This window comes from Serratia sp. AKBS12 (assembly GCF_024793895.1).
In the GTDB taxonomy this organism is placed as follows: domain Bacteria; phylum Pseudomonadota; class Gammaproteobacteria; order Enterobacterales; family Enterobacteriaceae; genus Serratia_F.
Window position 1 is genome coordinate 250,349 of sequence record NZ_JANUSB010000015.1, and the last position, 13,099, is coordinate 263,447.

Sequence of the window (13,099 nt, forward strand, 5' to 3'; positions counted from 1 at the left end):
ACTGGGGAAACGAGATGACGAGCATAAAAGTAAGATTTACCTTGGCTCTGTTGGCGCTGGCGACCGCCGGCAGCATACAGGCCAAAACGCTGGTGTTTTGTTCTGAAGGGTCGCCGGAAGGTTTCAATCCGCAGTTGTTTACCTCCGGCACCACGGTAGACGCCAGTTCGGCGGCGATTTACAACCGGCTGGTTGATTTTAAAACCGGCACCGTGGAATTGCAGCCCAGCCTGGCGGAACGCTGGGAGGTCAGTGCTGACGGCAAAAACTACACATTTCACCTACGTCAGGGGGTCAGGTTCCACAGCAATAAGTACTTCACGCCGACCCGCAACTTTAACGCTGACGACGTGATCTTTTCGTTCATGCGGCAAAAAGATCCCCAACATCCTTATCACAAGGTATCCAACGGTGCTTACACCAACTTTGAATCTATGGAGTTTGGCAGTCTGATCAACGCGATAGTCAAGGTTGACGAGCATACGGTGCGCTTTGAGCTTTCGCGCGCCGAAGCGCCGTTCATTGCCGATTTGGGCATGTATTTTGCCACCATTCTCTCCGCCGAATATGCCGATGCGATGCTAAAGGCCGGCACCCCGCAGCGGGTGGATAACGACCCCATTGGCACCGGGCCGTTCCAGTTGCTGCAATATCAGCATGACGCAAAAATCCTCTATAAAGCGTTCGACGGCTACTGGGAAGGCAAGCCGCAGATCGACCGGCTGGTGTTTTCGATCACCCCGGATGCGGCGGTGCGCTATGCCAAATTGCAGAAAAACGAATGCCAGGTGATGCCGTTCCCAAATCCGGCCGATCTGGTGCGCATGCGGGCGGATAACAACATTACGGTGATGGAAAAGTCAGGCTTGAACATCGGTTTTCTGGCGTTTAACACTCAGAAAAAACCGCTGGATAACGTCAAGGTTCGCCAGGCGCTGGCATTGGCGGTGAACAAACCGGCGATCCTCGAGGCGGTATTCCACGGCGCCGGCCAGCCGGCAAAAAACCTGCTGCCGCCGACCCAATGGGGCAGCAATGCGGCGCTTGAGGATTATCCTTATTCGCCGGAAACCGCCCGACGACTGTTACAGGAAGCCGGCTTAGGGCAGGGCTTCGCCATTGATTTATGGGCGATGCCGGTACAGCGCCCCTACAACCCGAACGCCAAGCGCATGGCGGAGATGATCCAGTCCGACTGGGCGAAGATCGGCGTGCGCGCCACGATTGTGACCTTCGAATGGGGGGAATATCTGCAGCGTATCAAGAATGGCGAGCACCAGACCGCGTTGATGGGCTGGACCACGGCCAACGGTGACCCTGACAATTTCTTTGGTCCGCTGTTTACCTGCGTTTCCGCCAACGGCGGTTCAAACTCGGCCAAATGGTGCTACCCGCCGTTTGATCGGTTGATCCTGCAGGCGCGTAAAGAAACCGACCATGCCAAACGGGTAGAGATGTACCAACAGGCGCAGGTAATGATGCATCAGCAGATGCCAGCGTTGATGATTGCACATTCGACCATTTTTGAACCGGTGCGTAACGAGGTGAAAGGGTATGAAATCGATCCGTTCGGCAAGCATATTTTCAAGCAGGTGTCGCTGGAAGAGTGAACCAGCCGCGGGTTGACGGTTGGCGACGCTGGTTGCCAAACCGTTACGCTGCCAGGGTTCGCGCCGTTGCCAGGGATCCTGTTGCTTGCCGCTAGCCAGTAAAAAAGCCGGTCGGTGGCCCGACCGGCTTTTACTATTCCTCTTTTGCAATCAACCGTCAGAAGTGGGTATTGAGGCTTAAATAGTAGGTGCGGCCCGGTTCGTTATAGGTCGCGGCGCCGGCGCCAGCGATATTGATCGCGCCGGTGGTCGGGTTGCCGACGTTTTGCGCGTTGCCAGCACGGAACTGACGTTTGTCGAACAGGTTTTCGATGCCGGCGGTGACGTCAACGTTTTTGCTCAGCGCATAGGTGGCGCTGGCGCCAACGATGGCATACGGACTGACCTCACGGGTTTCCGTGCCGCGGGTCGGTTCCCCTTTATAGTTGTACTTCTTCGGTTTCTGGCGGCCATACCAGGTCAGAGTCGACTGCATCGACAGATCTTCCGTGGCCTGCCAGCTCAGCGTCGAGTTGATGGTGAACTTCGGGATCACCGACAGGTAATCACCGGTGGTTTTGTTCTCGTTCTCGATCATATAGGTGGCGTTGTTGGTCCAGGCAATGGTGTCGCTGACCGGGATGTTCAGCGTACCTTCCAGCCCTTGAACTACCGCCTTGGGCACGTTTTCCCAGCGATAGATATCGGTTTTACCGTTGCTGGTCTGGCCGACCGGCGTGTAACCGGCTTCAATCTTGTTGCGGTAGTCGTTGCGGAAGTAGGTCACGCCGGCCAGCCAGCCGCCGTTATGGAACTCCAGCCCGATCTCTTTGTTAACGCTGTTTTCCGCTTTCAAGCTATCGTTGCCAACCAGGTAACAGCCGATGCCCGATGAACTGTTGGCGCAGCCCTGACCTTTGCTGTACAGCACGTAATTCTCATTGGTCTGGAACAGGTTAGGCGCTTTGTAAGCGCGCGCAATGCCCATTTTCAGCGTGAAGTACTCTCCCAATTCCTGCGACAGGTTGAGTGACGGGCTCCAGTTATCGCCGGAAACCGAGTGTCGATCGTAGCGCATGCCCGGCGTCAGCATGGTGGTATCGGTCAGTTCGATATTGTCTTCGGCAAACAGCGAGAAGATACGCGCAGAAGAGTAGGGGCTACGATCTGCACTGGCGATGCCGTCAATGTCGCCGCCTTGCAGCGCCTGGCTGACCACCGAGCTGCTTTTCATCTTCTGCTGGTTCCATTCGGCACCGAAGGTGGCGGTTTGTGGTACCCACATATCGAAAGGCAGGCTGATTTCACTGTGCAACAGCACATCATCGAGATCGCTGTTGCTGTAACCTTCATCTTTTTCACTGAAGATCCCTTCGGTACCGCCGGCCAGACCTTCGTTCAGGCGCGTATTACGGGTGTTCTCGTACTGTACGTAGTTGTTGGTGCTGACCCCGTTGTCCCAGGCCCCTTGATATTTCACGGAGTAGGTTTCACGGTACATACGGTTGGTTTCTTCGCCGTACATGCTTTTTACCAGATTATTGCTATTGGTGTTCTGGGTATCGCCGGCGTACAGGTTACCTTGACGGCCGTAGCCGTACTCAAACTCCAGCGATTGCAGGTAGGCGAAATCCCAGTGCAGCAGGGCGTCGATATTCTTGTCGATCACCCCTTCGCGCCCGGCCGGCAGGCTGTCGGAATAAATACCGGCGCGCTCCGACTGGTGGCCCTGGTTGATGTCCCAGGCGTCGGCCTGCGTTTTGCTATAGCCGCCGAACAGGCGGAAGCTCAGGGTGTCGCTCAGCGGGCCGGAGAGGCTGAAGTCGGTACGTTTGGTGGCACCTTCCTGCTTGTGCTGCGGCACGTTGAAATAGGCATTCAACGCGCCGTGCAACTCTTGTGCCTGTTTCTTGGTGATGATGTTGACCACGCCACCCGCAGCGCCGTTACCGTAACGCGCTGCCGCAGGGCCGCGCAGCACTTCGATGCGCTCGATCATTTCCGGCGGTACCCAGGCGGTGTCGCCGCGTGTATCACGCTCGCCGCGCCACCCCTGGCGCACCGAGTTGCGACTGGAGGCCGGTTTGCCGTCGATCAGGATCAGGGTGTTTTCCGGCCCCATGCCGCGGATATCGATCTGGCGGTTGTTGCCGCGCTGGCCGCTGGTGGAGTTGCCGGTCAGGTTAACGCCCGGCATGGTGCGAATCAGTTCATTGATGTCACGCGCCGGTGGACGTTTTTTGATTTCGGCGGCGGTGATGGTGGAAACCCCGGGCGCCTGCAGGTTCTGCTTGGCGGCGGTGACCAGAATGGTGTCTTCGGCGGGGTTTTCCTGGTGATTGCTGCTGACGCCGGTGGCTTGCGCCTGGTCGGCGGGCTCGGTTTGCTGTGCGGCATGTCCAATTGCGGACGTGCCTAATCCTAACCCGAGGAGTGTGGCTAGGGAATAACGAGATAACTTGCGAGTCATTTTTTGATTTCCTACCGTGTTGTCGCCCCCGTGCGCCAGCGCTGAAGCCGGCAGGGGGAGCCGGTTGTCGTTTTTATATCGTCGTTTATGGTGTGGATCTGACTACGCCGGAGACGCGACCAGCAGCCGATCCGCTACAAATCCAGGTACCCGTCCCTGTTGAAGAATACCTGCCTTCTTTACGAGCCTTTACACACTATTGCAAATGAAAATAATTATCAATAGTATTCGCCATACCGTTCGTTTGCATACGATAGAGCGTCAGCCGCTATCCGCTGTCACCTAACCCGTTATGCCAACTACCAAGTGAGTAGGTGTCTTGAAAACTGAACAGCAGTCCGCAAGCAGTACGTTATTAGCAAGCAAGCATGCAGGGAGCCATGGCTGGTGGCTGGACATTGCCCGACGCGGTACGCCGCTGGTGGAACCGAGTGACAATGGCCGATGGAAGGTAACGTTTTTGTGGCGCGATCCCCAGGGATGCGAGATCACTTCAGCCCACCAGCGCGTCTGGATCAACATCAATTGCCTGACTGACCACCATCAGCCGAATCCGCCACAGAGCCTGCAACGCCTGAGTGGTAGCGACGTGTGGTACTGGCAAACCGAATTGAGCGCCGACTGGCGCGGTAGCTACTGTTTTATTCCCTGTCTGGACCATCGTCCGTTGCGGGCAGAAGGCGGCGACGCGTACGCCATGATGCACGCGATGCGTCACTGGTGGCATCAGGTGTTTGCCAGCGCCACGCACGATCTGTTGAATCCTTACCGCTCCTGGCGCAGCGCCGGCGGCAACGTGGTTTCCGGGCTGCATATGCCGTCAGCGCCACCGCAGCCGGCCTGGCATGATTTCGACAACTATGAGGTAGCCAGCGCCCGCTGCGTGCCGGCGCCACCGGCGCATCTGCAACGTCATACCTGGCATAGCCAGCGCCTTGGCAATAGCCGCAACGTCTGGGTCTACACCACCGGCGACAACAATCCGGCGCAGCGACCGCTGGCGATATTGCTCGACGGTCAGTTTTGGGCGCAGCAGATGCCGGTGTGGGATCCGCTGATGAAACTGACCCAGCAGGGGCAGTTGCCTGCTGCGGTGTATGTGCTGATCGATATTATCGATCTGCAACACCGCAGTCGCGAGCTTGGTTGTAATTCGGCGTTCTGGCTGGCATTGCAGGAAGAGCTGATGCCGCAGCTGGCCGAATGGGCGCCGCACCGCGCGGATGCTGCCAGCACGGTGGTTGCCGGTCAGAGTTTTGGCGGTCTCGCTGCCCTGTATGCCGGCCTGAACTGGCCACAGCGTTTTGGTGCGGTGATCGGCCAGTCCGGTTCTTTCTGGTGGCCGCGACGCGACATGCTGCAACTGCCTACCCCGCCGGAAGACGCCTGCTGGCTGATACGCCAGGTTGAAAACGGCCTCGGCAATCATGGCGAGTTGAAGGTATTTATGGAAGCCGGGGTGCATGAACCGCTGGTGCATCAGGTCAGCGGCCAGATGGCGACGCTGCTGAGCCAGGCCGGGCACCGGGTGCAGTATCGGGCGGTAGCTGGCGGCCATGACGCGCTGTGCTGGCGCGGTGGCCTGCTCGACGGTTTGCAGGCCCACTGGCGCGAGCCGTTTGTTACCGGCCACCAGGCCACACCTATTGCCACTTCTGGGATGATGCAAGGAGCCCGTGATGGAAACCCTGAACCCGTTCGATGATCCACAACAATGTTGCCTGATTGTGCGTAACGCCGAGCAGCAATACAGCCTATGGCCGGATTTCTGTCCGCTACCGCCCGGCTGGTGCAGCGTATTCGGCCCGGCGCCGCGCGCGCAGTGCGTCAGCTGGCTGGAAGAGAATTGGCAGGATATGCGGCCCGCATCACAGCGTCAGGCGTGACGGGCTGATGCCCGTCGTATCGTAAGCGGCCTGCCGGTTTTGCCCCGTTCGGCGACTGTTTGCACCTTGATGGGATGGCTTTCATTGCCGTCTCGATGCTGTTCCCAGCAGTCAGGGTATATCAACCATAGGAATCAGTACGGTGTCAGAAACATCAACTTTACCGAGCGACCACGCGCTGTGCGTCGACATGCCATTGGTCGCGGCGCAACCGGGTATTTGGGTTGCCGATCAGATTTCACCGCATGGCAATGCCTATGCGGTAGCACATTATATTGAGCTTGACGGCGAGCTGGATCACGCCTGTTTGCTGCGCGCCATCGCATTGGGATTGAACGAAGTGGACACCCTGCGACTGCGTTTTGACGAGCGCGACGGGGTGCCGCTGCAATCGTTTGATGCGGGCATGGCGATTGACGCGCCAGAATGTCTCGATCTGACCACCTCGGCGGATCCCGAGGCCGCCGCCGCCGCGCTGATGCAGCGCGATCTTGCCGGCGAACTGCGCGTCAGCAGCGGAAAACCGCTGTATCGTCATCTTCTGATGCGGGTGGCGGAGCGCCGCTGGTACTGGTATCAGCGCTATCACCACCTGCTGGTGGATGGCTTTAGCTTTACCGCCATTGCCCGGCGAATCGCCAATATCTATAGCCGTTTGCGCCATGACCAACCAATGGAACCTACGCCGTTTACGCCATTTGGCGACGTGGTGGCCGAATATCAGGCTTACCGTCAGTCCGCCGGCTGGCAGCGTGACGCCGACTTCTGGCGCAATAAGGCAGGCCAACTGCCGCCGGCGGCCACGCTGTGCGCGCAACCGCTGGCGGGGCAGGTGCCGACCACCCGTATTCATCGTCTTAGCCAGCACTGTTCGGCGGCGGCGTTCGCGCCGCTGGTGGACGCAGGACGCGAGCAGCGGCTGAATGCGGCGGACATGGCGATCGCCCTGTTGGCGCTGTGGGTGTCGCGCCTCAGCGGCCAGCCGAGCTTCAGCGCCGGATTTATCTTTATGCGCCGTACCGGATCTGCCGCGCTGTGCGCCACCGGGCCGGTGATTAACGTATTACCGATGGAAATGCACCTCGATCCGCAGGCCACCTTGGCCGATGCTGCGGCGAAAATCAGTCGTGAACTGAAAACGCTGCGTCGTCACCAGCGTTATGATGCGGAGCAGGTGCAGCGCGATCTGGGGCACGTGGGCGACGCCCAGCCGCTGTATGGCACGGTGTTCAACTTTAAGATGTTCGATTACCAGCTCGACTTTGACGGTATCGCCGGGATCACCCACGATCTGGCCTCCGGGCCGGTACGCGATCTGGAAATTGCCCTGTTTATCGACCAGAACGGCCAATTGAAAGTGGAGTTGCTGGCGAATGCCGAACGTTATCAGCGCGATGAGTTGGCGGCGCATTTGCAGCGTCTACCGCTGCTGATGCGTCAGTTCGGCGAGCAGCCGCAGTTGCCGGTCGGCGAGGTGGATTTACTGACCGCCGACGATCGTGCGTTGTTGAGCCGCGTCAACGACACCGCACATCCGCTGCCGGCGCAGACGCTGAGCGACCTGCTGGCGCAACAGGCGCGCCAGACGCCGGACGCGCCGGCGCTGTCTGACGCGCATTTCCGCTTCAATTACCGTGAAACCCGCCAACAGGTCAGCGCGCTGGCACGCCAGCTGAGCGCACAGGGCGTGCGGCCGGGCGACATCGTTGCGGTGGCGCTGCCGCGTTCGGTGTTCCTGTCGCTGGCGCTGATGGCGATTGTCGAAGCCGGCGCCGCCTATCTACCGCTGGATACCGGTTATCCGGACGAGCGCCTGCGTATGATGCTGGCAGACGCCGCGCCACGACTGATCGTCACCAGTCCGGCGCAACGGGCGCGCTTTGCCGGCCAGGGCGAGATTCTGTTGTACGATGCGCCATTGGCGGCCGACCATGCTGCCGATGTGACGGTGGAGCAGCCGACGCCGCATCATCCGGCTTATATTATCTTTACCTCGGGGTCTACCGGGCGGCCGAAGGGAGTATTGGTCGGTCATCAGGCTATCGTCAATCGCCTGTTATGGATGCAAAACCACTATCCGTTGACGGCGGACGACGTGGTATTGCAGAAAACGCCGTGCAGTTTCGACGTGTCGGTATGGGAGTTCTTCTGGCCGCTGATGGTGGGGGCGCAGCTGGTGATGGCGCCGCCGGAGGCGCACCGCGATCCACAACGGTTGCAGCAACTGATTGCGCGTCATGGCGTGACTACCCTGCATTTTGTTCCGTCGATGCTGGCGGCGTTCGTCAGCGCACTGGACAGTGACCAGGCGATTGCGCAGTGCGCTCGTCTGCGGCGGGTATTTTGCAGCGGCGAGGCGTTGCCGGCCGAGCTGTGCCGTTTGTGGCAAAGCCGTACCGGCGTGCCGCTGCACAATCTGTATGGTCCGACCGAGGCTGCGGTGGACGTTAGTTGGCACCCGGCCTGGGGCGAGTCCCTGGCGGCGGTGGGCGGTGCCAACGTGCCGATTGGCCTGCCGGTGTGGAATACCGGTTTGCGCATCCTCGATGCGCGTCTGCGGCCGGTGCCGCCAGGCGTGGCTGGCGATCTGTATCTGACCGGCGTGCAGTTGGCGCACGGCTATCTAGGGCGGCCTGAATTGACCGCCAGCCGTTTTGTCGCCGATCCGTTCGGCAACGGCGGTCGCATGTACCGCACCGGCGACGTGGCACGCTGGCTGCCGAATGGCGCAGTGGAATATCTGGGCCGTAGCGACGACCAGTTGAAAATTCGCGGGCAGCGCATCGAACTCAGCGAAATCGACCATGCGTTGCTGTCGTTGCCGGGGGTGCAGCAGGCGGTAGCCCATGCGCTGGTGCTGGACGGCACGCCGACGGATGCCGGCGGTGATGCGCGTCAGTTGGTAGGGTATCTGGTAGCGCAGCCGGGCGTGAGCCTGGCGCTGGACGCGCTGCGCAGCACGCTGACCGAGCTGTTACCACCGCATATGGTACCGGTCGCGCTGGTAGAGATGACCGAACTGCCGCTGAGCGCCAACGGCAAACTGGATCGCAAGGCGTTGCCACAGCCGCAAAGCGGCTCCCGCAGCGCCGGGCGTGCAGCGGAGCCGGGGTTGGAAAGCGCTATTGCTGCGGTCTTCGCCCGTTTGCTGCAACGCGAGCAGGTTTTTGCCGACGATGACTTCTTCGCATTGGGTGGCCACTCGTTGCTGGCGATGCGTTTGGCGGCGGAGTTGCGGCGCGATCTCGGTAAAGCGGTTTCGGTCGGCCAGGTGATGGTGGCGTCGAGAGTGGAACAGTTGGCGCAACTGCTGGCGCAAGAGCGCACGCAGGAGGAGGCTGACCGTTGTGGCTTCGAACGCGTGCTGCCACTGCGCATCACCGATGGCCCGACGCTGTTCTGTCTGCATCCGGCCTCCGGTTTTTCCTGGCAGTTCAGCGTGTTGCCACGCTATATCGACCAGCACTGGTCACTGGTCGGTATTCAATCGCCACGGCCGGACGGTCCGCTGGCAATGAGCGAAGACATGGATCAGGTCTGCGATGCGCATCTGGCCACGGTGTTGGAGGTGCAGCCGCACGGCCCGTATCACTTTATCGGTTATTCGCTGGGGGGCACGCTGGCGCAGGGGATTGCCGCGCGGTTGCAGGCCCGTGGCGAAGAAGTGGCATTCCTCGGCCTGCTGGATACCTATCCGCCGGAAACCCAGAACTGGGATGTGATGCTGGACGACAATGTGCTGAAAGAAGTCCAGCGCGAACGCGAGCAGTTCCTGGCGGTATCGCAAGACACGCTGGATCCGGCGCTGGGGGAAACCCGGGTAGCGATGTTTGACAATATCGAGGCTAACTACGCGGATTCGGTGCGCCTGTTGTCCCATACCCATACCGCCAGTTTCAGCGGGCAGGCCACGCTGTTTGTCGCCAAGCGCACTTTGCAGCAGGGGATGGATGTACAACAAACCTGGGCGCGCTACGTGGATACGTTGCAGGTACACGAGCTGGACTGCGCGCATGTCGATATCGTATCGCCAGCGTCGTTCAAGGTTCTCGGACCATTGCTCAACCGCGTGCTGCGGGCGTTGTAACGCCACTGCGCGCTGAGTGAGCCGTGCGCCTGCCGACAGTAAAAAGGGCTGAAGTCGATTCAGCCCTTTTCTTGTATCTGCGCTGGCTTATTTGCCCAGCGGCACCACCAACGGCGTGTGCGACACCGGATCGTCAATGATCATGCATTTAAGCCCGTACACCTCGTCGATCAGTTCCGGCGTGACAATGTCCTTTGGCGCACCTTCTGCGATCACCTTGCCGCCGCGCATGGCAATCAAGTGCGTTGCATAGCGACAGGCGTGGTTCAAATCATGCAGCACTACCACCAGGGTATGACCATTGTCGCGGTTCAAGCGGCGCATCAATTCCAGCAGATCGATCTGATGCGCAATGTCCAGCCAGGTGGTCGGTTCGTCCAGCAGCAGCAGTGGGGTCTGCTGGGCCAGTACCATGGCGATCCAGACGCGCTGGCGTTGGCCGCCGGACAGGGTATCGACCGCCTGTTCGGCCAGCTCCGCCACGCCGGTTGCCTGCATCGCATCGGTAACTGCCTGTTGATCTTCCACCCGCCAACGGCTGAACAGACGCTGGTGCGGGTAGCGGCCGCGCGCCACCAGATCAAACACCGTGATATCGCCAGGTGCGATGGAGCTTTGCGGCAGCAGTCCCAGCTGGCGTGCTACCTCTTTGGTGGCGTACTCGCCAATCAGTTTGCCGTTTAGCCATACTGCGCCTGCCTGTGGCTGCAACAGACGGCTGAGGGTACGCAGCAGCGTGGATTTTCCGCAGGCGTTCGGGCCGATAATCACCGTCAGCTCACCCTGTGGAATGGACACTGAAAGGTTATGCGCCACGGTTTTTTTGTCATAGCCCAGCGTCAGGTTTTCGGCGCGCAGCGGCGCGGATAAAAGCGTTTCAGCATTCATTTTTTTCGCGACTCACGGATTAATAGCCAAATCAGATAGATGCCACCGATGCTGACGGTCAGTGCGCCGACCGGCAGTTGATACGGCATAAACAGCCGCTGTGCGGTTACGTCGGCCGCCAGCAGCAGCAGTGCGCCGGTCAGCGCGGTTAGCAGCAGCACCTGACGGTTGGCGCACAGGCGGCGGGCAATTTGCGGTGCCACCAGAGCGATAAAGGAGATCGGACCGGCGATGGCGGTGGCCGCTGCGGTCAGCAATACCGCAATCAGCAACAGTAAAATGCGTGAACGTTCTACCGCCACGCCAAGCGCGCAGGCGGCGTCATCGCCCATTTCCAGCAGGCGCATACGGCGTGACAACGCCATCAGCAGTAGCGCACAGACGGCGATCACCATCATCACTGGCTGGCTTTTGGCCCAGGTGACGCCATTAAGCGAACCGGCGCTCCATAACCCGGCGGTCATCGCCGATTCCAGCGACGCGGTGATAATCAACCAGGTATTGGCCCCTACCAGCAGCGCGCGTACCGCAATGCCGACGATAATCAGCCGGAAGGCTTCGATGCCATTGCGCCATGCCAACAAATAAATCAGCGCCGCGGTCAACAGGCCGCCGATCAACGCGCCAGAGGTGATGCCGAGTACGCCGCCGTTGAACAGCACCACCGCTACCAGCACGCCGCTGTAGGCACCGGTATTGAAGCCGATAACGTCCGGGCTGCCGAGCGGATTGCGCAGCAACGACTGGAAGATGGCACCGCTGACGCCGAGCGCGGCGCCCAATATCAACGCCATCGCCACGCGCGGCAAGCGCCATTGGCCGACGATCACCGTTAAATTGGCCGGCCCTTCGCCGCGCAGCGCGTCGATCACCTGCAGCGCGCTGAGCGACAGAGTGCCGGAACCGAGCGCGTAAATGGCCAGGCTGGCGCAGGCGAACAGCAGCGCCAGCAGGGTCAGCGTCGTGCGTGACAGGCGGGCAGGGAGCGACGGGCGCATCAGACGGGTAGTATGCAGCGACATCAGCAACTCCTGCGGAACATGTGGCGCTGGCGAACCAGCGCGATCAATACCGGGGCGCCGAGCAACGCGGTTACGATCGAGACCCGCAGTTCGCCGGCCACCAGGAAGCGGCCGAGCAAATCGGCGCCGAGCAGCAGAATGGGAGTCAGTACCAGCGTCCACGGCAGGATCCAGTGCAGTTCCGAACCGGCCAGACGGCGCGCGACGTGCGGCATCATCAGGCCGACGAAGGCGATTGGCCCGACGGCGGCGGTGGCGCTGCCACACAGCAGGGTGATCGCCAGCAGGCCGAGCAACTGGGTGCGTACGATGCCGGTGCCCAGCGCGGTGGCCAGTTCGCTACCCATGCTCAGGCTGTTGAGCGCCTTGGTCATCCACAGGGCGATCAGCGTACCGAGCACAATGGGCAGGGTGACGGTGCGTACCACCTGCATATTCTGAATATCCAGTGAGCCGGCCTGCCAGAAGCGAAGTTGATCGAACGTTTGCGGGTTGAGCAGCGCAATGCCGGAGGTCATGCCTTCCAGCACCGCGCCGAGCGCAACACCTGCCAGCGTCAGGCGAATCGGGTTCAATGTACTACGCCCCAGCGCGCCGACCAGCGCCACCAGCAGCGCCGCGCCCAGCGCGCCGGCAAAGGCGAACCACAGGTACTGGTCAATGTCGGCGGCGCCAAACAGCGTAATGCCGAGCACCACGGCAAAGCCGGCACCGGCATTGACGCCGAGGATGCCAGGGTCGGCCAGCGGGTTGCGGGTCAGGGTTTGCATTAGCGCACCGGCCAGCCCAAGCGCGATACCGGCCAGCAACCCCACCAGCGTGCGCGGCAGGCGTGCATCGGTGACGATCGCGCAGTCAGCGCCGCTGCATTGGCCGTTGAGGGCGTGTAGCACGGTAGTGAAGGGAATTGGCTTTGCGCCTAGCGACAGGCTGAGCGCCATCATCAGCAATAGCGTCAACAATGCCAGTAACAGACCGTACAGCCTGTAGCGAAAAGCGCGTGTGGTGCCGAAAATCAGGCGCTCCTGCGAGGAATCTGTGGAGTGCGAGCAATTGTGTGTAAGCCGGAACATGGCAGCCCATTATTTTATTGAATATAAATGATATTTATTATCATTATTGATTGTATTCATCTATGGTAGCATGACTCGCTGCCG

At 60.3% G+C, this 13,099-nt stretch carries 8 protein-coding genes; 4 read left to right on the forward strand and 4 right to left on the reverse strand.

Features of this window, described 5'->3' with window-relative positions:
- Positions 1 to 14 precede the first annotated feature (14 nt).
- A complete protein-coding gene (locus NYE85_RS11070) occupies positions 15 to 1,610 on the forward strand; it encodes an ABC transporter substrate-binding protein (protein ID WP_259004789.1) in 1,596 nt (531 codons plus the stop codon).
- Positions 1,611 to 1,767: 157 nt separating this feature from the next.
- Here NYE85_RS11070 and NYE85_RS11075 read toward each other — a convergent pair whose 3' ends face one another.
- Entirely contained in the window at positions 1,768 to 4,059 is a 2,292-nt protein-coding gene (locus NYE85_RS11075; protein WP_259004790.1) for a TonB-dependent siderophore receptor, read from the reverse strand.
- 319 nt (positions 4,060 to 4,378) lie between these two features.
- Here NYE85_RS11075 and fes point away from each other — a divergent pair, with 319 nt between their 5' ends.
- The 3 genes from fes (at position 4,379) to NYE85_RS11090 (ending at position 10,032) form a co-directional block, all read left to right on the forward strand.
- Positions 4,379 to 5,764 (forward strand): enterochelin esterase, encoded by a 1,386-nt coding sequence (gene fes / locus NYE85_RS11080; RefSeq protein WP_259004791.1) that lies wholly within the window; start codon positions 4,379 to 4,381, stop codon positions 5,762 to 5,764.
- Positions 5,739 to 5,945, forward strand: a complete 207-nt coding sequence (locus NYE85_RS11085; protein WP_259004793.1) for an MbtH family protein — start codon at positions 5,739 to 5,741, stop codon at positions 5,943 to 5,945. Before fes ends, NYE85_RS11085 begins: the two co-directional genes overlap by 26 nt.
- 190 nt (positions 5,946 to 6,135) lie before the next feature.
- A complete protein-coding gene (locus tag NYE85_RS11090) occupies positions 6,136 to 10,032 on the forward strand; it encodes an enterobactin synthase subunit F (RefSeq protein ID WP_259006306.1) in 3,897 nt (1,298 codons plus the stop codon).
- An 87-nt stretch (positions 10,033 to 10,119) separates the two neighbouring features.
- On the opposite strand, the gene NYE85_RS11095 is transcribed toward NYE85_RS11090, so the two are convergent.
- From NYE85_RS11095 to fepD, 3 genes are read right to left on the reverse strand one after another with little or no spacing between them, the layout of a single operon-like run.
- Positions 10,120 to 10,920 (reverse strand): ATP-binding cassette domain-containing protein, encoded by an 801-nt coding sequence (locus NYE85_RS11095; protein ID WP_259004795.1) that lies wholly within the window; start codon positions 10,918 to 10,920, stop codon positions 10,120 to 10,122.
- Entirely contained in the window at positions 10,917 to 11,942 is a 1,026-nt protein-coding gene (gene fepG / locus NYE85_RS11100; RefSeq protein ID WP_259004796.1) for an iron-enterobactin ABC transporter permease, read from the reverse strand. Before fepG ends, NYE85_RS11095 begins: the two co-directional genes overlap by 4 nt.
- Entirely contained in the window at positions 11,942 to 13,015 is a 1,074-nt protein-coding gene (fepD, locus tag NYE85_RS11105; protein WP_259004798.1) for a Fe(3+)-siderophore ABC transporter permease, read from the reverse strand. The genes fepG and fepD overlap by 1 nt, the downstream gene beginning before the upstream one ends.
- Between the last annotated feature and the right edge of the window lie 84 nt (positions 13,016 to 13,099).

Bases quoted from the DNA above. Each gene is read 5' to 3' on its own strand.
- NYE85_RS11090 (WP_259006306.1), top strand. From the start codon at position 6,136: ATGCCATTGGTCGCGGCGCAACCGGGTATTTGGGTTGCCGATCAGATT.
- NYE85_RS11070 (WP_259004789.1), top strand. From the start codon at position 15: ATGACGAGCATAAAAGTAAGATTTACCTTGGCTCTGTTGGCGCTGGCG.
- fepG (WP_259004796.1), bottom strand. From the start codon at position 11,942: ATGTCGCTGCATACTACCCGTCTGATGCGCCCGTCGCTCCCTGCCCGC.
- fepD (WP_259004798.1), bottom strand. From the start codon at position 13,015: ATGTTCCGGCTTACACACAATTGCTCGCACTCCACAGATTCCTCGCAG.
- NYE85_RS11075 (WP_259004790.1), bottom strand. From the start codon at position 4,059: ATGACTCGCAAGTTATCTCGTTATTCCCTAGCCACACTCCTCGGGTTA.
- NYE85_RS11085 (WP_259004793.1), top strand. From the start codon at position 5,739: ATGGAAACCCTGAACCCGTTCGATGATCCACAACAATGTTGCCTGATT.
- NYE85_RS11095 (WP_259004795.1), bottom strand. From the start codon at position 10,920: ATGAATGCTGAAACGCTTTTATCCGCGCCGCTGCGCGCCGAAAACCTG.